Here is a 23,006-nt window from a genome sequence, read left to right on the forward strand (position 1 = left end):
AGACCCGCCGTGGAAAACCGCGGCTCCGGCATGGGCGGCGATCAGCATCCAGCCGTCACCCGGGCTGGTCAAGCCGTCGCCGCCTGCTGGGCCGGGCGCACTCTCTCCTGTCGCAGCCAGCTCTCGAGGGTCATGAGGGCCCAGATCTGCGGGCTCAGGTCGGCGGCGGCGGCCATGTGACTCCTCACCAGCCGAGTCACCGGATCCGGCCGCAGGTAGTCGTAGAGCGGGCTTCCGGGATCGAGCAGCCGCTCCTCGACCAAACCGTTCAGGTCATTGCGAAACCACGCCCCGAGCGGCGCCCCGAACCCCATCTTGCCCCGGGCCAGGATCGACGGGGGCAGGATGTCCTTCATGGCTCGCCTCAGCAGCAGCTTGCCGCGACCCCAGCGCATGCGGAGGCGGTCGGGCAGCGCCGCGCCAAACTCCACGAGCGCGGTGTCGAGGAACGGAGAGCGGGCCTCCAGGCCGTGGGCCATGGACATTCGGTCGATCTTCACGAGCAGGTCGTCGAGGAGGTAAGTCTTGAAGTTGAGGTGGAGCAGTCGAGCTAGCGTGCTGCCCTCCCCATCCAAACCCGCGCGGAAGCTCGCGCGGACCAGCTCCGGGTCGCAAAACCGCTGGTACTCGGGCCGCAACAGTTCCGTGAGGTCGTTGGGGAAGTACGCGTTCCAGCGCAGGTAACGCTCCAGGAGCGGGAACCTCCCGGCCTCGACGAAGCGCTTGGCAAACCGGAGCGGGTGCCTTCGGTCTCGGGGCTCGGGGAGAAGACCGAGGACCGCGGCCAAGCCCCGGAAGATCGGCCGCGGGATCCGCTCCGAGAGTGCGCCCCCGTAAAGCCGCAGGTAGCCCGCGAACACCTCGTCGCCCCCGTCCCCGTTGAGTGCGACCGTGACCCGCGTGCGGGTCAACTCCGAGAGCAGGTACGTCGGCACGGCCGAGGAGTCGCCGAAGGGACCGTCGTGATGCCACACCAGGCGGTCGATGAGCTCGAGGGCCTTGGGCTCGACCACGAACTCCGTGTGATCGGTACCGAAGGCCTCCGCCACCGTGCGCGCGTGGGGCGTCTCGTCATATTCCTTCCCGCCCTTGAAGCCGATGGTGAATGTACGCACCCGGCCCCCAGCCGCCCGCGCCATGAAAGCGACGATGCTCGATGAGTCGAGGCCGCCCGATAGGAAGGCGCCGAGCGGAACGTCCGCCACCAGCCGGCGCGTTACGGCTTCTTGCAGCAGGCTTCGGAAGCGCTCCTCTGCTTCGCGATCGTCCCCAACCACCCCGTCCCGAAAGCGCACAGTCCAGTAAGGCGTCGGTCCCTCACAGCCCTTCTCCGTTGCGACCAGGAAGTGAGCGGGGGGCAGCGCGCGGATCCCCTGGTAGAACGTGCCCGGTGTCGGCACATACCCGTAGGTGAGGTAGAGAGGTAGGGCGGAAGGGTCTTGCGCACGGGGAATGCCCGGGTGGGCCAGGAGCGCCTTCACCTCGGAGGCGAAGGCGAACAAATTCGGGCCATCGTGATAAAAGAGCGGCTTCTTGCCCGCCCGGTCGCGGGCCACCAGCAAGCGTCGTCTCTTTGCGTCCCAGAGGGCGAAGGCAAACATCCCGTCGAGGGCGGCGACGGCTCCGTCGCCCAGTTCCTCGTAGAGGTGCAGGATCACTTCCCCGTCGCCCTGGCTTCGGAACCGGTGGCGGGTCTTGAGGTCCTTGCTGAGCTCGCGGAAGTTGTAGATCTCCCCATTGAAGACGAGCCAGAGCGTGCCGTCTTCGTTGGTCATGGGCTCGCGGGCGGCGTCACTCAGGTCGATGATCGAGAGCCGGCGGTGGCCGAGCGCCACGGGCGCGTCCACGTGTAGCCCCTCCCCGTCCGGGCCCCGGTGACCGAGAGCCCGGGTCATGGTGGCGATCCGTCCGCGCTCGGGCGCACCGTTACGGGAGAGCAGGCCGCAGATGCCGCACATTTCCTGGGATGCGTCAGGCGAGGGGCTTGGTCATCATCGAGGGACCGGGGCCCTTTCGTTCTGGCGAATCCTCCGAGTCAACGCGCGCCACATCCGGCTCGAGGCCGGCGGCGACGAGCGCCCAGGGCATTTGCCAAGGCAGGACGCCATCGGCCGCACCGGCTACAATTTTGAGGGCTTGCTGCCGTCGGTCAGAGTTTGACTTGTCACAGCTGGAGACGGGAACGCTCGCAGAGGCGATCATACGAGTCCCGAGAATGGAGACGCAACGTCGGAGGTGAAGTTCATCCCGATAGTCCCGGCAGGGACGCGGTCAAGTGCCGTAGCTCGGTCGATCCGCGCCTTTGGTATATGGGTCAATAGTCAAGGGCACGGGCGGCGACTCGTGGAGGTCTAGATCGGGGAGTGGTAGAGCCACTTTCCCGTGGACGGCATCTGTCTCTTGGATCATGGCGCCCACTTCGCCAATTCTAACGCAGCATGAGTCGCCCGCGGCCCCGACCGCGCTCATTGTCCTTGTCTTCCTAACCGTCGCTTCACCCTGGCCATTCGGGAGCGTCCATCCTCTGGCCATCCTGGTTATCACGCTCATCGCCCTGGTCACTGCGCTCAGCGTGGCCGCGACGGGGGCCTGGCGGGGGCGTTTGATGCTGCCCTCTTTTCCGATCTGGCCCCTATTGGGCCTTGTCGCGCTGGCTGCCCTTCAGCTCGTGCCGCTGGCGCCGAGCCTCCATGCGGTCCTGGCCCCTGGCTCCTATGCGATCTGGCATCCGGAAGAGTCCGCCGCCGCGGCCCTCCTTGGACCCGTTTCGCAGCCGATCTCCATCGATCCACAGTCCACCCATCGGTGGCTGGCGTTCACGTTTGGTCTCGCCGCCCTGGCCGTCCTCGCCGCGCCGGCACTGCGGGAGCGCCGCTTCGCCCTGCGTGCCACGCTCGTCGTCGCCGGGGGTGGGCTGGCCGTAGCGCTCTACGGCATCGTGGCCCGCACCCTCTTTGGCAATTTGCTCTACGGCACCGTGGCTGTGCCCACCGTGAGCCCCTTCGGTCCCTTCGTCAGCAAGAACCACTTTGCGGGGTACGTGGAGATGGCGGCGTTGCTGATCTCTGGCCTTGCCATCGGCCTCGCGGACGCGGCGCGGCGGCGCTCGTCTCCCCTGGGTTGGGTGGAGAGCCGCCGGGCGGGACGCGTGGTCCTCGCCGGGGGTGCGGCAGCCGCGATGGGGTTGGCGGTTCTCGTCTCGCTCTCTCGAGGCGGGGTCGTGGCCCTGGCCCTCGGTGGGGTCGTTCTCGTCGCCCTCGGGGCCCTCGTACGCGGACGAAAGCGCCCGCGCCGCTCGGCAATATGGGGCTTGGGGGCACTCCTGGGGCTTGCGGTGCTAGCCCTGGCCGTCGTGCCAAGAGAGGGACGGCAACGGATCGAGAGCCTGGGCGGCATAACGGCGGATTCCTCCGGTTCGTTCCGCACGGTCCTTTGGCACGATACGGTACGGCTCGCCGCCGCCAGCCCGTTCTTGGGCCATGGTCTGGGAGCCTTCGCGGATGCTCTGCCTCGCTTCAAGACCGCCGCTGGCGAGCTGCGGGTCGAGCACGCCGAGAACGACTACCTGGAGATGCTGGCGGAGGGCGGCGTGCTCGGGCTGGGCTTGGCCCTGGCCTTGGTGGCGTTGTTAACGCGGCATGCGGTTCGGGGCCTCAAGGAGCAGGAGGATCGTCTCCTTCGCGGGCTCGGGCTTGGCGCGGCGGCGGGCTTTTGGGCGCTGCTCGTCCACAGCGCCTTTGATTTCAACCTGCACATCCCCTCGAGCGCGCTGCTCTTTGCGTTCCTAGCCGCGTTGAGTGTGGGCGCCAGCGGCCACGCCACGCGCTCTCCCTCTCGCCGGTGGCCCTTGGTTGCAGCGAGCGCGGTGGTGTTCTGTCTTCTCCTGGCAACGGTGGCCACGCCTCCTGCCGGGTCCTCCACCCTGGACACCATGCACCGCCTCTCCGCGACGGGGGCCATCACCCCTCTTCGAGGCGCTCTGGCCGAGGCATCGCTCGTGGACAGTCTTCGTCATCACCCCGCCGACGCCGAAGCTTGGGTCGTTTTGGGCTGGCTGCATTCGATCCGTGGGGCCAGGAAGGAGGGCGCCGCGCTCGCTCGCTATGGTGCCAACCTTGATCCGCGACGCAAGTCGCTTCAAGAAACAGCGGCACAGCTGGCGGCCGCGGCGGGACCGCCGGCAAGAGATTGAGCCGGACCGCGGTTCCTTACGCGCGCCGGCGGCGCCCAATCGCCCGCCAGCCCAAGCCAGCCAGGATATCCCGAACCTCGAGGCCGGCTGTTTCCAGCCAGGCCGCCACTTCCTCCCGGCCGTAGCGACCCTCGATAGGGGCGCAGAGTCGATCGAACTGCTCGGCCACGAGCATGCGGAAGGGCACATCTGCGTACTGTACGAGGGGCAGACCCCGAGTCAGACGGTCGCCCAGCGCTGACCCCCGAAGCCACCGACGGGGCAAAATGAAGAGCACGCTGCCGAGGGCGGCTATAGCCCAAGAGATCGCATGCACTACCGGAAAGGGAAGCCGCGTGGTGACGCGGCGGAGCAGGGTCACCGCTTCCAGAAGTAGTCTCCGCGGCCAGGGGTCACCGTCTAGAGACCGGTACACGTAGAGACGCAGCTCTCCTGCGGGGCGCACGAGCGACGCCAAGGCGCGCACGCCCATGATGGGCTCCGCCAAGTGATGCACGACGCCAAGGCAATAGACCAGGTCAAAAGCTGCGGGCGCGAAGGGCGCCCAGCACAGGTCGGCTTGGACGAAGTCTGCCCCGCTCCTTTCTCGCTCCGCCGCCACGTCTATGGCCGGGCTGACGTCCATGCCTACGACGGCTGCTCCGGACCGACGAGCAAAATGGAGCCAACGACCCATCCCGCACCCGGCGTCCAGCACGCGAAGGCCCTCCCAGGCCACCTCCTCAGGCCCCTCGAAGTACCAGCGGAAGATCCGATCGTGGCTAGCCAGCAGGTCGGGGAAGCGGCGCCATTCATCACCGAATGCGCGCAAGGTGCGGGTGGCGGTGGAAGCGTCTTCACGGCCCCGGAGGGGGCTTAGGTCGGGATAGCGGTCGAAGAAGGCGGCGTGGTCCCGAAGGAGCGTCGGGGCCAACGCGGGGGGCAAGATCCGCGGGACCCCCGAGATGACCGGGAAGACCAGCCCACACGCGCTGCGCAGTGAGCCCTCCAACACCTCCTCCCCGGCCGTGGCGCCCACCCCGAGCTCGAGGGGCTGGCCGCAACGGGGACAGCGGAGTGTCTCCGCGAAGGAGCGCCTCACGGCCGGTTGTAGAAGTCGTCGGGAATGTCACTGCGCGTCTTGAAACGCACGCGCTTCAAGTCTTCGTCCGTAAGGGCCCGCACCGTTTTGGCGGGAACGCCTGCCACCAACGACCGCGGCTGGTCGATCTTTCCCGTCAGCACCGAACCCATGGCCAGGATGCATTCCGAGGGCAGTCGCGCCCCCGGAGCGATCCGGATCTCGGAGCCGAGGTAGCAGAAGTCCTCTATGGTGATGGGACCCGTCTCCTGCCGGTTGTGTGTCCAGAGGGACGAGTTTCTGCCCCCTAGGATGACGTTGCGACCGATGCGAACCTGGTCGGTGAAGTCCACGCGGTGGCCAGAGACAACGATCGCCCCGTCGCCCAACTCAAGGATCGAGACCGGGTTCGTGGTGCAGTCGTGATCGGGTATCGCGTTCAGGACGTTGAAGCGCATGACGGTCGAATACGCGCCAAGGGAGACCCTCTCGCCGCCGCGGATGATGTTGCCGAGGCCGACCTTGGCGTGGGGAGCCGCCTCCAAATGACCCACCCGGAGAATCAGGTTGAAGTGGCCTATGTGTGTGCCTTCGGCCAGGTCAACATGCTCCGCATCGAGTAGCGACAGACCGATGCTTACTCCGGGGCCGATGCGGTACCCGAAGAAGATCCGATAAGCGGGCCGCTTCAGAAAGTCGGGCAGAAAACCGACGAGGGCAAGACAAGCGAGCCGCAGTCGTCGATGCCAACGGCTCAACGTTGCCAGGCGGGCAGAACTGCGGTTTCCCGAAGCCGGAGCTGCTCCCTTTGCCGCCGCTTCTCTTCAATACCCGCGCCCATGAGAATGAAGAAAAACATGGTGACTTGAGTCCGCTGGCGGTAGGCGGTGCCGACGTTGCTTTGGAAGATCGCGTACGCGATGGTTAGGGTCGTGGCAAAGACCAGGATGGGAAGCGCGGGTCGAAGGCGTTCCTTGAGCGTGTGGCGCAAGCCTCTTAGCAGGGAGGGCATGAGCGCGTACCAGACCAGCGTCTCGGGAAGTGTCATCAGCTGCCTAAGCCCTGTGATGGCCCAGGGGAAGGGTGCGAAGAGCAAGTACGCAAGGCCAATGGGGAGGGCGGCCAGGGCCCCGGTTGGGGTCGACACGTCGATCTCTCCAGCGAAGGCGGATTTCCCGAGGGTCGTCTGACCCAATCTCGCGGTCTGAAGCTTATCCAAATCGAAATACGAGGTCTGCTGTTCAATCGTCTCCGTCCGGACGCCGAAGGTCATGGCTCCTAGAAACACGGCCACGAGAGCAATCTGTGCCAGCACGCTGCCGAACAGGCCGCGCCGCTGTGCGAACAGGAAGGTCCCAAGGGTGGCGAACGCCACCATGTAGAAAATGTAGAAACGCAGCGTCATGAGAGCCAGACTGGATGCTACGAAGAGGGCGATATGAGCCAGCGTGAAGCGCTCCCTCAGCTTCAGGACAGCATACATGCACACCGATATGCAAAACAGGATTGAGGGGTCTTTGTACATGGCACAAGACCAGAAGATCATCTGCGGGAAGAATGCCATGAACAACGCTGCCCATCGCGCCGCCTTGGCGTCAAATAGGTGCTTCGCGATGCCGTAGATGACAAAGATGGAGAGGCCTCCAATTGTTCCGTTCAGGAACTGGACGACGAGCTGGTTGCGTCCGACGAGAAAGTAGATAGCACCCACGAAGTATTGGAAGCCGTACCCGCTAACGGCCGTCACAACCGTCGGCACAACAAACGTCTGGCCGGACCACTGGAGGGACATAAGATAGCCGCCGTAGTCATACGTACTCGAGTCGCCCCAGAATGTGTCGGCAAAAACCGAGTCCCCGGCGTACGCATTGAGGAATAGGGCCCCCGCGTAGCGAAGACCAAGGGACCACAAGTAGATCTTCGCCAGGAACTGCCCTTCGGCTCCCGGAAAAGACCGGCGCACTCGCGAGACGATCCACGCGTTCCAGAGGATTGCCAAGAACGCGGCAACGAGCCCATCGAAGAAGCCGGTCATGAGACCGTGCTCCGGAAGACGTCCGCGACCCGGGGAGCTTGCACCATCGCCGAGAAGCGCTCCTCGACTGTAGCCCTGGCGGCTCGGCCAACACGGAACCGTAGCTCGGGGTCGCCCAAGAGAAGGTCGAGAGTGTCTACCCAGTCGTCTTCCGTAGCGGCCAGGAATCCGTTTCGCCCGTGATCAACGATCTCCCGGTTGATGCCGACGGGGCTGACCACCGGCGGTATCCCCAAGGCCATGTACTGGAGTGCTTTCAGGCCGCATTTCCCGCGCTCCCACTCGGCGTCGGGGAGGGGCATGATCCCTATGTCGAAACAGGAGATGTCCTGGGCCTCTGTGGCCGAGCGCCAGGGGCAGTGCTCCACGTCGACCCCGTCCACGGAGAACCCGGTCCCTCCGACAACAACCACCTTGAAATCGCGCCGAGTCCGCAAACGCGCCAGTGCCGGGCCGACCAACTGAAGGTACTGAACGGTGCTGTAGCTTCCGGTCCATCCGATCACGGGTCGAGGCCCGGTCCGCGGGGCAAGGAGCTGGTATTTCGCGGTGTCGATGGTGGTGGGGATGACGCTCACCCGAGCATTGTAACGAGACGCGTAGTCGGCAAGGTACCTGTTTCCGGCCATGACGTGGGCGGCAAGACGACACAGCGTAGCCGTCTTTCTTGGAAAACGAAGGTAGGAGAGATAGGAGTTCGCAGGGCTGACATAGCGGATCCAGATTGCGTCATCGAAGTCAAAGACGAACGGAATGCCACTGCGGGATAGAATCCGCTCGGCAATCGCAGGCCCCAGGAGCGCCCCCTCTCGAAAGACATAGACGAGGTCGAACTCAGAAGCCTTCCAAGCTGCACGGATGCGCTGGCCGAGGGCTCGAGTGAGGCCCCAGGCCTTTCGGGCGAGCTCTCCCGACTCTTGCAGAAGCGTGGTCAGGCGGGCCGGAGCAAAGGGAGAGTAGGTGATTTCAATCCCCTCTCGGCGGAGATGGGGATCCCATTGCTCGATTCGAAATCTCTGACCGGGAGAGCGGTCCACTTCCTGCGGGACCCAGGCGAGTACTCTCAACGAACGAGTCCCTTCTTCGTCAGTTCGGCAAAGCTGGCCTCGACCCCATCGGCCGGCTGCTCATTCCGACACCAGGTGATGAGGTCGGGTATGCCCTCGTCGAGCGCGTAGCGCGCCTGGAATCCGAGCACACGGCGGGCCTCCGCGGTGTCCGCGACGCAATGACGGATATCGCCCGCTCGGTACTTGCCCAAGATTTGCGGCTTGAGATCGAGACCCAGGTGGGAGCTCAGGGCCTGGGCCACACCGGCGACGCTCGTGCGCCGGCCCGTGCCGACATTCAGGACGTGGGTCCCATTGCCCTGGAATTCGGTGGCTTTCACGAGGGCAGCGGTCACGTCTCGAACATCGATGAAATCGCGGCTCTGGCCGCCATCCTCAAAGATGAGCGGTGGACGCCCGTTCAGCAGTCGGGAGAGGAATATTGCGGCGACTCCTGTGTAGGGATTGCCCAGGCTTTGTCGACGACCAAAAACATTGAAGAAACGTAGGGCGAACGTGGGGATCCTATAGGCACGCCCGAAGGAGACGAAGAGATCTTCCTGGTGCTTCTTGGTGGCTGCGTAGATAGACGCGATAACAGGAACCTTCGTCTCTGGCGTGCCCACGGGTTCCATGTCCGAGCGACAGCCCGTACAGACGATCTCCCAGCGGCTCGCGGCAAGTTGCTCTTCGCTGCGCTCTTCTCCCGTATTGCCCCCGCAGGCCGGGCAGCGATAGGCACCCTCGCCGTAGAGGCTCATCGAAGAAGCAACGACGAGCTTGCGGATGGGCTTGGGGTTGCGGGCTAACAAGTCAAGAAGAAGACCTGTCCCGGTGGCGTTGGTGTGCACGTAGTAGTAGGGCTTGTACATCGATTGGCCGACCCCAACCACGGCGGCCAAGTGGACGACGGCTTCTACACCCTCCAGGCTCGCCTTCAAGGCCTCGGGATCGGTCACGTCGCCAAGGTGGAACCGTACAGTGCCGTTTTCAATGTGGCTGACCAGGTGCCGGGGAGTTTTCGCTGCTGCCCCATGGACTTGGGGATCTAGGTTGTCGAGGACAGTAACTGCGTGTGCCCGGGCCACCAGCTCGTCCACGAGGTGCGAGCCAATGAAGCCGGCTCCCCCGGTCACGAGGACGTTCATGGCCAACACCCGGCCAGGAGGTCGGCGGGCACTGCGTTGCCCGGCACAACGATGCCGGAAGCGCCACGGGGCCGACGCCCGTGGTTCTCAACCGAGGAGCGGGCGTGTCGGGAGAGCACTGACCGCCGGAGCACGAGAGGATCCTCGGTGACCGGCATGGGAAGAGCGCCTTCTCCCCGGACCTCCAGGGTCATGTGCTCAAAGTTTAGCATGGGGACTGAATACCCTCCCCCTCGGCGCTCGGCGCTCGGCTGTTGCTCTCCGCTAAGGAGTCCTCAACGGGCCTGCTCAGCGCGGTCAGCGCAGACCTCAACCCCCGCGTGACAGCCCCCTGGGGTTTCTTTATCTGCTGTTATGATCTACTCAAGGACACCGTGCGACCCTTGGGCTGTTTGGACCCGTCGAGAACGCGCGAGAGAAACGATCGCTCCGTGCTGCCAACGGGCTCCCCTCCGGCCGCTTTACGGTTTGGCCATGATACGTCGCTCATTGACCAACGGCTCGGAGACGGAGCCGCCGCGATTCCCCGACCACCGGGCGGCCGGAGCACGCGACGCCGCCCGTGACGAGTTCGCGGCTGCCGGCAACGCCGCTCGTTACCGTGTGCATGCCGGTCTACAATGCAGGGAAGTACCTTTCCGGTGCGATTGAAAGCATCCTCCGACAGACCCTGCCCGACCTCGAGTTCCTCATCTTCGACGACGGATCAACCGACGGCTCGCTTGAGACCGCAGAACGCTTCGCGCGGAGCGACTCCCGGATTCGGGTCTTCCCGCAAGAACACTGCGGGTACACACCACATCTCAATGAGGGGCTTCGTCGCGCGTGCGCGCCTCTCTACGCTCGGATGGACGCCGACGACATCGCAGCCCCGGAAAGGCTGGAGAAGCAGCTTCGCTATCTTGATGACCATACCGATTGCGTGGCAGTTGGAACCCAGGCCCTTCTTGTTGATGAAGACGACTGTCCGGTACTCCGAACGCAGCATCCGCTCGAACACTCCGTTATTGAGTCCCTCCATCTGCAAGGGCGAATTCGGGTGCACGACCCCAGCTTGGTCCTGCGCACGGAGGTCATGCGCCAGATCGGCGGTTACGACCCCCGCTTTGAGCCAGCGGAGGGCTTCGAGTTCCTACTCAGACTCGGCGAGGTGGGCCGGCTCGCCAACATGCCCGACTTTCTGTACCGCTACCGCCTGCATGACAAGCAAGTAACCGTCCGGCGCTATGAACGCCAGCAGCAAGCCATGAAGGAAGCACTCGTCGAGGCTTGCCGTCGCCGCGGGCTGACGATGACCCATGCGGGGCCCTATCTCGATCGTCGAACCGAGCGACCCTGGCAGACGCACATTCTGTGGGCGGAGTGTGCCTACCGCTCTGGATTCCAGGCGACCGCCATGAAGCATGCACGGCTGGGGGTTGCCCTTCGCCCCTGGTCACGCACCGCGTGGAGGGTCTTGTATCGCGTTGCGACGCGAGGCCCCGATCCTCTCGCCCAGGCCTCGTCGCCCCCGGAATCCTGAGCCTAGCCGCTTGCGCTTCTACATCCTCTATCCGGAGCGAAGCACACCCGGTGGCGGCCACAAACAGATGCGACTCCTCGCCCGCAATCTCCGACAGCTCGGCGAGGAGAGCTACCTGCTGCAGGCTCCGGGGGCCAGCGATGACAACTACCTGTACGACGTCGAGGTCCCCGGGGCACCCTTCCGCTCCAACGAGGGAAACGAGTCCTTGCATCCCGAGGATGTTCTTCTCCTTCCGGAGATTTGGCTTGAACGCAATCTTGCCGCCACCAGTACCTGGAAGTGCCGAAGAGCAGTCTATGCGCAAGGCGGATTCCTGGCTCTTCTCTTTCGGCCCCCAGGAGGGTACGCCGCGCGCGGGATCGAGTTCATGCTCGGAGTGTCTCCCTACATCGTAGCTCTCGGCCACCGCTATCTTGGCTTGTCACCGAGTCGTGCCTTCCACGTACCGTACCCTGTCTTCAGAGGACCCTTCGCGGCGCCCCTGCCTCCCCAGGAGTCCAAACGACTTGCGGTCAGCTTCATGCCGCGCAAGCTCCCCGAGCATATCGAATGCGTGAGGACGCTCGTCCACAAACGCATGCCCGACGTGCCCTGGGTTCCCATCGATGGCCTCTCCGAACGTGAAGTCGCACAGCGACTCTCCGAGACCGCCGTCTTCTTCTCCACGCAGAATGGCGAAGGGTTCGGGCTGCCCGCGATCGAGGCGATGTCGCGAGGCTCCATTGTCTGCGGTTATCGAGGGACCGGCCTGTTCCCTCACCCTTACGCCACACCCCAGAATGGTCTCTGGGCCAGAGACCGGTCCGTTGGACCGGCCGCCGCGCGCGTCATCGACGCGATTGAGCTCGCGCGTCTTGGAGGACCGGCGCGCGAGCGCCTCCTGAGCGCGGCACAGGAAACGGCGGCCGCTTTCACGGAGGAGCGGGCGCTCGAGGCTCTCGGGGTCGCCCTTCAATGCATACGGACCGCGCACTACCCACGCCCTTCTCGTCAGGTTCAGCGGCTGGGGGTCCTGGGACATGTGCAGGCCTTGCGGACGCTTCAGCACGCTCGGACCATGCGCCGGGGCCAGGACTGGGTCCAAGCAGGTGTCTTACCCACGGGGCGGGCTCAATGAGTGGTGCGGAAAGCCCCTCCCCCGGGCGAGTGCCGGTCATCATCCTCAACTGGAACGGGTGGCAGGACACCTTCCTCTGTCTTGAGTCTCTTAAGAAAAGCCCGGACGCGACAGACATCTGGCTGGTCGACAATGGGTCGACCGAGGATCACACCGCGGCCGCGGCCACCCTTTTTCCTGGCCTGCGGTCGTTGCGTTGGGACGAAAACTACGGATTCGCCGGTGGCTACAATCGGGCGCTCCGCCTGGCCTGCTCCGAGGGCTACACCTTTGCCTACCTGCTCAACAACGACTGCAGGGTGCGCCCGGGCTTCCTGCGCGCGGTGCTTGAGCCCGCGCTACGTGAGGACCGCCTGGCCGCGGTCGGCAGTTGCATGGTGTTTGCGGACGATACGGCATGGGCGATCTTCGACGGAGAGTACCATCTCGTCGGTGAGCAGCCGCTAGAGCCCTTCGACCTTCGCTATGTCCCTCATGTGAACGGGGCCGGAATGCTCGTTCGCTTGCAGACCGTGGCCGAGCTGGGCCTGTTCGATGAGCGCTTCTTCTGCTACGGCGAAGAGATGGCCTGGTGCCAACACGCCGTCGCCGCCGGCTGGCGAGTCGCGGCCTGCGGCCGGTCGGTCGTGGTCCACAGGCGCGAAGGCAGCGATGTCAACCACAACGCTGCCTACTACCGGACCAGAAACTACTTCCTCTTTGTAGAAGACTTTCGATGGCCACGTCGGTCGGTGTGGAAGGTGCTCCTTTGCGCACGCGCCGCGGGGGCGGTGCTCGACGCCTTTCAGAGTGGCCACGTGGCCAGGGCGGAGGCCATCGCGGCCGCGGTTCGCGATGCCTTCCTGGGCAGGTTCGGCAGGCGGAGGTCCAAAGACGCACCGTGGCTCGCTCGCGTGCTCCTTGTCTGGGGTTGGGCCCGAGCGTGGATGCCAGGGCGGCGGACTCGTGAGCGGCCTCCCTTCTGATCGAGCCGGGCCATCGGTGGCCTTGTCTCGAGCTTCTCCCGGGCGCTTCTTTCGTTCCCCGCGGCCCCGGGGGCTCGGCCTCGATTTCATTGGATGTTGCTAGCGGTAGAATGCGGAGTCTCTTCGAGCCCGCCCTGAGGAGTGGCCCGCATGCCTGAGCGAGACCCGTTCTGGCACACCGGATGCGTTGCTTGAGCTGGACGTCGCGGTGAAGCGGCGCCCGCGCTTTCTAATCCTGGGCGGCGGGCCGTCAATCGAGGACCGCGTCCAGACCGCTCTCGATCGGGCGAGAATTGCTTCGGACGTCGTCCATTTACCGCTGTCCCGGCGACGCCTCCTGGGCCGGATCGCGTGGGCCGACGTCATCGTTGACGTTGCCGCGGAAGGAGTCCCGGGGCGTAACGTGCTCGAGATGTGGGCCGGGCGACTGGCTCGAAGAATCGTGAAGGTCGATCGTGACCGCATTTCTACCTCGCCTTCGGCCAACTCGACCAGCGCGGTGCTCTCAAGCCTTGATCTCGAAGCCGTTCCTGCCCCGGTCTTTCCGCGGCTGGGCGCGGACCTGCGTCGACGGCAGGATGAGATCTGGGCCGAGATCCCGTGGCCTCCGCCCGATCCCCAGAGCCGCATGGAATCCGATCAGGAACTGAGTGCCGTTCTTGCTCAAGCCCGCACTGCCGGAGACTGGGCTCTCGACGTCGGAGCCGGCGCGGGAAGAGGAGCGATAGCGCTTGCCGGCCGGAACCGCCACGTTGCCGCGATGGACGTGTCGCTTCATATGCTCCGGCGGCTCCGGGTAAAGGCCGAGGCCGCCGGTGGCGCCGTCCACTTGGTGCTCGGTGACGCCGAACGCCTCCCCTTCCGTTCTCAGGTGTTTTCGGTCGCCACTGCCCTCCAAGTCTGCGCGCACGTCGAGACACCCGAACGTTTTACGGACGAGTTGGCTCGTGTCACTCGGCCCGGAGCGGACGTTGTGCTCAGCACCGGGAACGCCCACTCTCTGGCGGAGCTTTCCGACCGTCTCACCCTCTTCCTGCACGAGCTGCGCCACGGCCGGGTGCGGAAGGCCTTCGCTGCGCTCCAGGGCGACCGCGTCTACTGGTTGAAGCTACGTGGCTTCGCCAGAAGCTCCGTCGCGGAGCTGGGGGGGCAGCTCGCACGCTCGGGTTTCCGAATCCAGCATCGGATGACCCTGGGACTGCTGAGGGCGCTCCGGTTTGATTTTCCCGTAGGGTGGGGGCGGCTTCCTGGCCTTCGGCGGTTCGGCCGCCTCATCGTGGTCAGCGCCTCGCACGAACCGGCGCCTCGCGTACTACAGTCCTACGCGAAGCTCTCTCTCGCGGCGATTGGGCGCTTCGTGCACAGCGACGGCTCCCTCCTTTACCGCCAGGGCCTCCACCAAACACGACGAGATTCGGAGCCGCCGTCGTATTCGACATCTGAACGATACCGCCTGATCTGCCTCATAGGTCTCGAGGCCTACCGGCGGTACCAAGGTGCCAGCCCGGATGTCGACTCGCTTCTTTCGCACCTCGGAAGCGCGCTCGGTCCACGCGCCTTGGATGACGAAGGTCTGTTTCTTTGGTGGAAGGCGCTCGCGGGCGAGGGCAGCGTGGAGCCAAGCTTGGAGCGAATCGCCGCCGCCATCCCTCGGCTCGGTGCGGAGGACTCCCAGACCCTGGCGTTTCTTCTCATGGGCCTCGCCTCCGGCCGCGATCCCAGCGGGCGCCGAGGGCAGTTGGCGGACGAAATCGCCGCCCATCTCCTGGCCCGCCAGGCCGCAACTGGCCTTTTCGCGACGGTCGCGCGCCGCGATGCGGTGTCGACATTCAACTACCAGGTCTATTCGAGCCTCGCGCTCGCCACTTACGGGAGGCAGCGTGGACGCGCCGACGCTGTGGAGGCCGCCCGTGGCTGCTGCGACCGTTTCTGTCGGCTTCAAGGTCCTCAGGGTCAATGGTGGTGGACCTACGACGTAGAACGCGGAACCGTGGCCGACAAGTACCCGGTGTTCTCGGTCCACCAGCTAGGCATGGCCCCCTTGGTTCTCTTAGCGGTCGGGCGCGTCAGTGGAGACGACTTCACGCCCTGGGTGCGACGGGGAGCGCGCTGGGTGGCGGGCCCAAACGAGGTCGGCCAGCCTCTCATAACGGGAGGGGACTCCACGGTCTGGCGTTCTGTGCGCCGGTGGGGGTCACAGCATCCCTGGGCATCGGCTGTCCTCCAGCGGCTGGCTTGGCATCGATTCGGTCGATTGGCCGCGCTGTGGCCGGGCAAGGAGATCAATCGCGAGCACCGACCGTATGAATACGGCTGGCTCTTGGCCGCGCTGGCGGAGGCCAGGGGCGACGAATCTTGGCTGCCCTGAGGCTTCGCGACATGCCCCTCCGCATCCTCATGGTGCTCGACAAGCCCTTTCGAACCGACCTCCGGGTGGAGCGGGAAATCCGAGCCCTCGTGGGCTCCGGTCACCGCGTGAGCCTTCTCTGCGAGCGCATGGACGGTGAGGCGGAGCGCGATGACTGGAACGGGGCGGCGGTGTGTCGAATCAGCTCCTCCCGAAACCGCCGGTCACGCTGGGCGCACTACCTCACCGGAACCCTAACCGGCCGGAGCCGGGGTTGGGAGGGGGCCATCGAAGCGGGGGCGGTGGAACAATCGAGCGACGTGATCCACGCTCACGATCTTCCCGTGGCGACGTCGGCGCTTCGGGTCGCACGGCGACGCGGGGCCGCTTTCGTGTTCGATCGTCACGAGAACTGGGCCGGCCTCTTGGCCGGCCTTCGTGACGATTTCCCGCCCGGCCTCCGCCGGAAGGTCCTGTGGAGCTCCATCAATAGCCCCGCTATCTGGAGGCACTGGGAGAAGCGGGTGGTCCGGGACGCCGACCTCGTGATCACGGTGAGCCGCGAGGCCGGCCTGGAACTCCCCTCATCGCCGCGCGACCTCGAGATTGTGTCGAACTACGTAGACCTCGACACGCTACCCGCGGCGTCGCCCCTGCCGCCGGCGACGCGGCCACTAAGGCTTTGCTTCTCGGGCGTCTTCAATGCCATGTTCGCGCTGGCCGACACTGTCCGGGCCATTTCTCTGCTTCCCCAGGGCTCGACCGAATTGACTCTGGTGGGTGACGGCGACGACAAGGCCTCGCTGGTGAGCCTGGTCCACGAGTTGAGGCTCGAGCCTTTTGTCCACTTCCACGGCTGGCGCCCCCGCGACGAGGCGCTCGCGACCATCCAGAGATCGCACCTCTGCTTGCTGCCGCTCCGCGACAACGCTCTCACCCGCACTACGGTTGGCAACAAATTGTTCGAGTACATGGGGCTTGGCCGGCCCGTGCTCTGCTCAGCGGTTGGAGTGATGGCGCGTCTGGTGGGTGAAACGGGTGCGGGCATCATCGTGGAGCCCTGGACCAGCGAGACCGTGGCCGCCGCCATCGCCGATCTGTCGGAGCGGCCTGAGCGACTAGCCGTGATGGGCGGGGAAGGCGCGCGGGCGGTGCGGACCGTCTACAACTGGGGTCGCGAACGGGAATCACTATTGAGTGCGTACCGCCGACTGGAGAGAGCCCGCTCTGGAGCTGGAGTGTGACCGAACCCAGCTCCACTTGGCTCAGGGTTCCGCCTCCGGACAAAATGGGCCGTCCCGGCCCCCTACTCCTGCGCTTCGCCGCGTGGCTACGCGCCTCCGCCCGCCAGGCTGCCCGACCGATCGCTACTGACGATGCCTACCTCGACTGGGAAGCCTCTTCGGCCGGCACCGCCTGGGACTACTACCAGCGCTTCCTGCCGCGGGAGGGACGTTTGCGCATCCTCGACGTGGGCGCGGGGCCCAGCGGCCGCACCGCGCACTACGCACGGAGTCGCGACGCACTCTTCATGTGCCTGGACCTTGACCACGAGCTCCAGAGAGTCGCCTCGCGTAACCTCGCCGACGAGCTGCGGGACCGGGTGGTCCCGGTGGTCGGTGAAGCCGGCTGCCTGCCGTTCCCGGCCGGAAGCCTCGACGCCTGTCTTTGCGAGAATGCCCTGGAGCATTTCACGGCTTCGGATCAAGCCATTCGTGACATGGCCCGGGTCCTCAGACCCGGCGGCCTGTTGCTGGCCCTTCTTCCGCCATGGCGAGGACCTTTCGCAGGGCACTTGTCACGCCTCACTTGGCTCCCTTGGATCCACCTCCTCCCGCCCTGGGTATTCCTCCGACTGCTCTGCGCTCTGCAGCCTGGTCCGGAGGCGGTCGAGCGCGCGCGCCGGGCTCATGTCACGGCAACCTACCTTGCCACGCATCTCAACGGCTGGCCGCTCAAGCGCGTCCTCCAAGCATTCGAGGCTTCCCGCAATCTCGCTTTGGTGGATGCCTATGTCCTCGGCGAGGGACGGGTGGGGCGCGTGTTGCGCTTCATTCCCTGGCTCGGCGAGTTTTTTACGGGAGCCATCTATCTCGTGTTCCGCCGCCTTGAGGCCGAGCGGACCATGAGACTGAGCTTTGGCCGGCTCCTCTGGACGACATTGCGCGGCCGCTCGCACCGGCGTTTGGAAGACTGACCTTGGAAACGCTTGCCTCTACGACGCGGCCGGGTGGAGCGGAGGCCCTGCGCGCCGGGACTTCACGCCTTCCCGTGTCGGTAGCCATCCCAGCTCGAGACGAGACGGAGACGATTGTGGCCTTGCTCGACAGCCTTCTCAATCAGACCCATGCCCCGGAAGAAATCATCGTTGCCGACGGCGGTTCTAAGGACGGCACTGCCGAAAAAGCCAGGGGCTACGCGGCGCGCGGTGTGATAACTCTGGAAATCGGACCTGCCTTCCCCGGCCGCGGACGCAATGCCGCGATCCGGGCCGCTCGGCACGAGTGGATTGCGCTTGTCGATGCGGGGTGCGTACCAGACGTGGGTTGGATCGAGGCGCTTCTCGAACCTCTTACCACCGATCCGACCCTCGAGGTTGTTTGCGGGGAGCACGTTCCCATACTCGACGACGAGTGGGACTGCGCCCAGGCTCTCACCCTCGTAGCTCCGCGTCAGCACAGTACATCTCTGCGCCCACCCAGCATCGTTTCCACACTGCTCCGCCGTTCGGTCTGGGAGCGGGTCGGTGGGTTCCGGGAGGACCTGCGGGCGGCGGAAGATCTCGTGTTCTTCACAGCCGTCGCCGCGGCGGGTGCGCGTGTGGCCCGTGCGCCCAGAGCCATCGTGCGCTGGCGCTTGTCTCCGGGCCCAATTGCCGCCTTCCGTCGCCTATCTCTTTACTCGCGCCACCACCTCCGAGCGGGGCTCTTCCGAACCTGGCACCTGCGGGTTCTGTCCATGGATTTGGTCGCACTCCTCTTGCTCTGGGCGTTGCCGCTATCAGAAGGTGTGGCCGCGCTCCTCGCCGCCCTCGCCGGACGCACGATCCTCACGGCTTGGAAGCGTCGTGAAAACGTGCCCGGCCCGCGGCCCCTTACCCCCCTCCGGCTCGTCAGGGTCGCAGTGCTCATCGTGCTGGCGGACATCGCGGCGTGGTTCGGGGTCTTTCATGCCGCCTTCGGCTGGCGAAGGGCGCCGTGAGCCTCGACAGCCTCTACATCGCATACTGGAGCCTGCGAGATCCCCTTTGCCAGAGCCAGGTGTTGCCTATCCTCCGCGGGCTCGCCGCCGATGGCTACCGGATGGGGCTCATGACCTTCGAGAACCCGCGTTGGGCGATGCCGCCGGAAGAGCAGCAAGCAGTGAGCGCCGAGCTCCGCGGTCAGAGAATCGAATGGCTCCCGCGACAATACCATTCGCAGCCTCCGACCTTCTCCACAATCCGTGACATTCTCGGGGGCGCCATCCGGGCGCGGAAAGAGCGGCCGCGACTCGTCCATGGCCGAGGTTCCGTAGCTGCCGCGGTCGCCTATATGGCCACCCGCGGATCGGGCGCTCTTTTTTTCAACGATGCCGACGGGCCACTCTCGAAGGAGTATGTGGAAGCCGGAATCTGGAAGGCGGGCTCTCCCGTCGCGAAAATGGTGGCCCGCGCGGAGGATCTCTTTCTCGACGCGGCCGATGCGAACGCGGTCCTGACATCCGTGCGTGCGACAGAAGTCGCGCGTCGGTCCCGGGCCGAACCAACCGTCCTGCCCTGCGCCGTGGAGAGCGAGTTGTTCCGCCCGCGCCCAGTTGAAGCAGAGAAGATTCGACGGGAACTCTCGTTGGCGGGCACGGTCTTCATATACGCGGGAAAGGTCGGAGGTTGGTATCTCGTCGAACCTATGATGGATTTTGTGGCCGCTTACCAAGGCCTGGGGGAGGCGACCACTCTGCTCGTCCTGACGACCGGGCCGGGGGAGCCCTTCCAGCGCACCGCCGCCACCCGCAACGTCGTTTGTCGAGTGCGTAGTGCCACCCGAGAAGAAGTGCCGGCATATCTGTCTGCAGCCAATGTCGGTCTGAGCTTTCGGTTGGCGACGCCCTCGCAGCGCGCTGCGTCCCCCGTGAAAAACGGAGAGTATCTCGCTTGCGGACTGCCCGTGGTCTCGACCGCAGGAGTCGGTGATTACAGCAATTTGATTGCCGCCCAGGGTGTGGGTGTCGTGGTCGAGTCTCTATCGCCGGAAGAGCTTCGCCGGTACGCATCCAACCTTCGTGACCTTCTCTTCGGGGACCCAACCTTGGCCCGCCGTTGTCGAGAGGCCGCCCTCGCGCACGCCGGGTTGAAGGAGGTCGTCCTCCCGCGATACCGGGCGCTCTACAGTCGCCTGCTGGGGTCAGGAGCGCGAGTCTGATGAAGCCTCAGCCGTTTCGCGTTCGTTGTTCTTGAGAGCTCGCCCGGGCCTCGGCCCGCGATGCCGGCCGTATTGAAAAGCGCGTCGGCCACCAGAGGGCAGCCGGGCGAGGCGGGGGCGTGCCTCCCAGGCCCCAGATGTCGCGTTCGATGACTCGAAATGCGAGCGCGTGCTCCACGACGTGGGTGTCGACGAGGGAATCGTTCAACCAAAACGAAATCGTGTAGTGGCCCGGTACCAGGGGCACCCGGCCAAGTTCGCAATGGATGGTACCCGCGGAGGCGGGAGCCGAGAGCGGCTCGGCGGTTGGCTGATAGCGGTTGTTCGCGTGCAGCACCTCGACGCCAGTCGAAGAGTTGATACCAAAGCCGAAGCGAGGATTCGCCACCGGAGTTGTTGCCTCGAATTCCACGACCAGGCCGAGGCTACCCCCCAGCGGGCAAAGGTCTGACGCGATGCCATCGATTTCCAGTCTGGCCTCGGTCATCCAGAAGCTCGTGCTGGGGGGTCGCTCGAATCCTATCCTGCCGCCAAGGCTGACTTCCCGATGTGCACCGAGGTAAGCCTCGACGCATCGTTCAACGTCGCCCTCGGCAACCAGCCGTCCTTCACTGAGGACGATTGCGCGGTCGCAGAGCGCCCTAACCGCCTGAAGGTTGTGACTCACGAAGAGAACCGTTCGGTCGCTCTTTCCCGCGACCTCCTTCATCTTGCCCAGGCAGCGTGCTTGGAATTCAGCATCCCCGACAGCCAAGACCTCGTCCACGATGAGGATCTCGGGGTCCATATAGGCAGCGACGGCGAAGCCTAGCCGTACAAACATCCCGGAGGAATAGTGCTTGACCGGGGTGTCGAGGAATCGCTCTACCCCCGAGAAGGCGATGATCTCCGGAAATCGTCGATCTATTTCCGCCCTCGTCATCCCGAGAATGCAGCCGTTCAAGTAAACGTTTTCCCTTCCCGTAAGCTCAGGATGAAACCCGGTACCCACTTCCAGAAGGCTCCCGACCCGGCCCCATACCCTCGCCTCGCCGGAGGTCGGTTCCATGATTCCGGAGAGAAGCTTGAGCAGCGTGCTCTTGCCGGCCCCATTCGGACCGATGACGCCCAGGACTTCTCCCCGGTGCACTTCAAAGGACACGTCGGACAGGGCGTAGAGGGTCTCTTGATTGCTAGAGCTCCTTTGCCGGAACAACTGGGCCACTGCCTCGCCAAGCGTCGTAGCCCTCTCGGCCCTGTGACTGATGACGTAAGACTTCGAGACTCCCGAAACCGCTACCGCTGGCCGCTCAGATGACATCTGCGAATCGTCGCTCTGCTCTCGCGAAAAACAGCCAGCCGGCGACGAAGAGGGTCGCGCTGACGAAGAACGCCAGGAACACTAATCCGTCGGCTTCGGTGCGACGCCCGAGGGTCGAATCACGCAACCCATCGACCATGACCGCTAGCGGATTCAAGCGATACATGACGCGTGCCCTCTCCGGGACCACCTCCATCGGATATGCGACGGGGCTCATGAAGAGCAGGATCTGAAGGGCGAACGGCAGAAGGTGTTGGACATCTCTATAGGTGACAGCAAGACTCGAGAGAAAGAAACCGAGCCCAAGGGAAAGGCCGAGTAGACCAACAAGCCACAGGGGTACGAACAACATCGTGAGCGTCGGCCGGAGTCCACTCACAAAGAGAAGGGGCACCAACGCCAGGAGCGAGACAACAAAATCCACGATTGGCGCTATTGCCGTGGACAGCGGAACCACGAGACGCGGGAAGGAGACTTTCGTTATCAGCTGAGGCTGATTGACTAGGCAGGTGGTTGCCCTGGTCAGGGTCACGCTGAAGATCGACCAACCCACGAGTCCGGTGAAAGCCACCAGAAAATACGGCGCACCTCCACCCTTGAGCCCGGCTAAACGTCCGAAAACAAGGGCTATAGCGGCCGCACCCAGCAGCGGCTGCAGGATCACCCAAGCCGTACCGAGAACGGTCTGCCGGTATCTGAGCTTCAGTTCGCGGAACCCTAACAGAAGAAGGAGGTCGCGATAACGCCAGATCTCTTGGAGGTTGATCATGCGCCAGCCTTCACGCCGGCGAATGACCATGGGCGTTTCCTGCCAAGCCATGGGACATTCTACAGCCATCGCGGATGGTTGACGGCGAACGCGAAGTGAGCGAAGGAGCTAGAGTCGGCGCGGTAGCCTAGGGGTTGCCTGTCACACCAGCCCGAATCTCATTGGAGATCGAAAAGGCGTTCTCACCGATGACAACGAAATCGCGGTTTCGACTCGAGTGCCAGCGGAGGAAGTTGCGACTCATTGCCTCCTTGGGAAACATCCAGTCGTGGAACTCTATGACGATAACTGGAAACAGATCGAAAGCGGGGTCCTCCTCCGAGAAGAGGTCCTTCTCCGCGCCTTCCACGTCGATCTTCAGTATGAACGGATTGCCGCGATGCTCTCGCAGCAATCCCGATACCGTCACAGCGGGCACGGTGTTGCCGGCCGTGGTGGGCTGGGCTAGTGATGTCCGGTAAGCCCACTCACCCAGCCCGGGATCACTGACCACAAGCGCTCCCGGCCTGGAAGCAACGCCGGCTTTGATGGGCAGGACGGCGGACAACGAGGACGCATTGCGCTCGAGAAGGACGAAATTCCCTTCCTCTGGCTCGATGGCCAATACCCGGCACCTTGGAAAATCCAGCGCGAACCAGGCCGACGTTGCGCCGATGTTCGCCCCACAGTCGATGATCAGGGGATCGGGGCAGGACTTGTAGAACGCCCGAATCTCAACGTCCCGCTGGAGGTGCCCGAGCCAATATTCCCTTCGCTGGAACACCTGCTCGATGACGCCCAGATCCGCCCGCGTGTGTCGATGGAAAAAGGGGACCTGCGAATTCAAGATCAGCTTTCCCCTTCCGCCACCGGTTATGGCCACCGAGCACTCACTCCCTTCCTTTGGTGCGACGTCTCCCCGGCGAACGGTCAGAAGGCGAAGTAGGGCGGGCGGCAGAATATCTCTGAGGAGGGCCTTAGCGGTCGCGAGCACTCAAGCTCCGCCGCCACGATGGGAGGGGGCAAAGAAACCTGAGGAAGCGCGTCGATGTGTCACGGGCGACTGGTTTCGAGAGGTGCCCATAGAGCAAATCGGTGCAGTCATTGGACCCGGGACGCG

General features: G+C 64.6%; 20 protein-coding genes. 9 read left to right on the forward strand and 11 right to left on the reverse strand.

The features are described from left to right. Window positions 1-68: 68 nt before the first annotated feature. Entirely contained in the window at window positions 69-1,958 is a 1,890-nt protein-coding gene (asnB, locus tag VN461_23975; protein ID HXB57841.1) for an asparagine synthase (glutamine-hydrolyzing), read from the reverse strand. A gap of 449 nt (window positions 1,959-2,407) precedes the next feature. Between asnB and VN461_23980 the strand changes: the two genes are divergently transcribed. Next, window positions 2,408-4,192 (forward strand): O-antigen ligase family protein, encoded by a 1,785-nt coding sequence (locus VN461_23980; protein HXB57842.1) that lies wholly within the window; start codon window positions 2,408-2,410, stop codon window positions 4,190-4,192. Window positions 4,193-4,208: 16 nt separating this feature from the next. On the opposite strand, the gene VN461_23985 is transcribed toward VN461_23980, so the two are convergent. The 6 genes from VN461_23985 to VN461_24010 are packed head-to-tail and all read right to left on the reverse strand — an operon-like array spanning window position 4,209 to window position 9,696. Continuing rightward, complete coding sequence (locus tag VN461_23985) at window positions 4,209-5,273, reverse strand: methyltransferase domain-containing protein (GenBank protein HXB57843.1); 1,065 nt, start codon at window positions 5,271-5,273, stop codon at window positions 4,209-4,211. After that, window positions 5,270-6,010, reverse strand: coding sequence for a hypothetical protein (locus VN461_23990; GenBank protein HXB57844.1), 741 nt, complete (start codon window positions 6,008-6,010; stop codon window positions 5,270-5,272). Before VN461_23990 ends, VN461_23985 begins: the two co-directional genes overlap by 4 nt. Then, complete coding sequence (locus VN461_23995; protein HXB57845.1) at window positions 6,007-7,287, reverse strand: glycosyltransferase family 39 protein; 1,281 nt, start codon at window positions 7,285-7,287, stop codon at window positions 6,007-6,009. Before VN461_23995 ends, VN461_23990 begins: the two co-directional genes overlap by 4 nt. After that, window positions 7,284-8,354, reverse strand: coding sequence for a glycosyltransferase family 4 protein (locus VN461_24000; GenBank protein HXB57846.1), 1,071 nt, complete (start codon window positions 8,352-8,354; stop codon window positions 7,284-7,286). Before VN461_24000 ends, VN461_23995 begins: the two co-directional genes overlap by 4 nt. Then, window positions 8,351-9,484 carry an NAD-dependent epimerase/dehydratase family protein gene (locus tag VN461_24005; protein HXB57847.1) on the reverse strand — a complete coding sequence of 378 codons (1,134 nt, stop codon included), beginning with the start codon at window positions 9,482-9,484 and terminating at the stop codon, window positions 8,351-8,353. The genes VN461_24000 and VN461_24005 overlap by 4 nt, the downstream gene beginning before the upstream one ends. Beyond that, window positions 9,481-9,696 (reverse strand): hypothetical protein, encoded by a 216-nt coding sequence (locus tag VN461_24010; protein HXB57848.1) that lies wholly within the window; start codon window positions 9,694-9,696, stop codon window positions 9,481-9,483. The genes VN461_24005 and VN461_24010 overlap by 4 nt, the downstream gene beginning before the upstream one ends. A gap of 350 nt (window positions 9,697-10,046) precedes the next feature. Here VN461_24010 and VN461_24015 point away from each other — a divergent pair, with 350 nt between their 5' ends. The 6 genes from VN461_24015 to VN461_24040 all read left to right on the forward strand — a co-directional run bounded on the left by VN461_24015 (window position 10,047) and on the right by VN461_24040 (window position 17,635). After that, entirely contained in the window at window positions 10,047-11,006 is a 960-nt protein-coding gene (locus VN461_24015) for a glycosyltransferase family A protein (GenBank protein ID HXB57849.1), read from the forward strand. Between the two features lie 10 nt (window positions 11,007-11,016). Then, window positions 11,017-12,126, forward strand: coding sequence for a hypothetical protein (locus VN461_24020; protein HXB57850.1), 1,110 nt, complete (start codon window positions 11,017-11,019; stop codon window positions 12,124-12,126). Continuing rightward, window positions 12,123-13,091, forward strand: coding sequence for a glycosyltransferase family 2 protein (locus tag VN461_24025; GenBank protein ID HXB57851.1), 969 nt, complete (start codon window positions 12,123-12,125; stop codon window positions 13,089-13,091). Before VN461_24020 ends, VN461_24025 begins: the two co-directional genes overlap by 4 nt. A gap of 628 nt (window positions 13,092-13,719) precedes the next feature. Next, entirely contained in the window at window positions 13,720-15,459 is a 1,740-nt protein-coding gene (locus VN461_24030; protein ID HXB57852.1) for a methyltransferase domain-containing protein, read from the forward strand. An 11-nt stretch (window positions 15,460-15,470) separates the two neighbouring features. Continuing rightward, on the forward strand, window positions 15,471-16,682 hold the full coding sequence (locus VN461_24035; protein HXB57853.1) for a glycosyltransferase family 4 protein: 1,212 nt from the start codon (window positions 15,471-15,473) through the stop codon (window positions 16,680-16,682). Further along, the gene (locus VN461_24040; GenBank protein HXB57854.1) at window positions 16,679-17,635 is read left to right on the forward strand and encodes a class I SAM-dependent methyltransferase; all 957 of its coding nucleotides are present in this window, start codon (window positions 16,679-16,681) and stop codon (window positions 17,633-17,635) included. The genes VN461_24035 and VN461_24040 overlap by 4 nt, the downstream gene beginning before the upstream one ends. Window positions 17,636-17,697: 62 nt before the next feature. Here VN461_24040 and VN461_24045 read toward each other — a convergent pair whose 3' ends face one another. Next, entirely contained in the window at window positions 17,698-18,117 is a 420-nt protein-coding gene (locus VN461_24045; GenBank protein ID HXB57855.1) for a hypothetical protein, read from the reverse strand. Between the two features lie 330 nt (window positions 18,118-18,447). On the opposite strand from VN461_24045, the gene VN461_24050 reads away from it, so the two are divergent. Both VN461_24050 and VN461_24055 read left to right on the forward strand, forming a co-directional pair. Then, window positions 18,448-18,639, forward strand: coding sequence for a hypothetical protein (locus VN461_24050; GenBank protein HXB57856.1), 192 nt, complete (start codon window positions 18,448-18,450; stop codon window positions 18,637-18,639). Then, window positions 18,636-19,838 carry a hypothetical protein gene (locus VN461_24055; protein HXB57857.1) on the forward strand — a complete coding sequence of 401 codons (1,203 nt, stop codon included), beginning with the start codon at window positions 18,636-18,638 and terminating at the stop codon, window positions 19,836-19,838. The genes VN461_24050 and VN461_24055 overlap by 4 nt, the downstream gene beginning before the upstream one ends. Window positions 19,839-19,845: 7 nt before the next feature. Here VN461_24055 and VN461_24060 read toward each other — a convergent pair whose 3' ends face one another. From VN461_24060 to VN461_24070, 3 genes are all read right to left on the reverse strand, one after another. Next, window positions 19,846-21,042, reverse strand: coding sequence for an ABC transporter ATP-binding protein (locus tag VN461_24060; GenBank protein ID HXB57858.1), 1,197 nt, complete (start codon window positions 21,040-21,042; stop codon window positions 19,846-19,848). An 85-nt stretch (window positions 21,043-21,127) separates the two neighbouring features. After that, window positions 21,128-21,958 carry an ABC transporter permease gene (locus tag VN461_24065; protein ID HXB57859.1) on the reverse strand — a complete coding sequence of 277 codons (831 nt, stop codon included), beginning with the start codon at window positions 21,956-21,958 and terminating at the stop codon, window positions 21,128-21,130. A 76-nt stretch (window positions 21,959-22,034) separates the two neighbouring features. Continuing rightward, a complete protein-coding gene (locus VN461_24070) occupies window positions 22,035-22,880 on the reverse strand; it encodes an FkbM family methyltransferase (protein ID HXB57860.1) in 846 nt (281 codons plus the stop codon). Window positions 22,881-23,006 lie beyond the last annotated feature (126 nt).

The organism is Vicinamibacteria bacterium (genome assembly GCA_035570235.1).
Classification (GTDB): domain Bacteria; phylum Acidobacteriota; class Vicinamibacteria; order Fen-336; family Fen-336; genus DATMML01.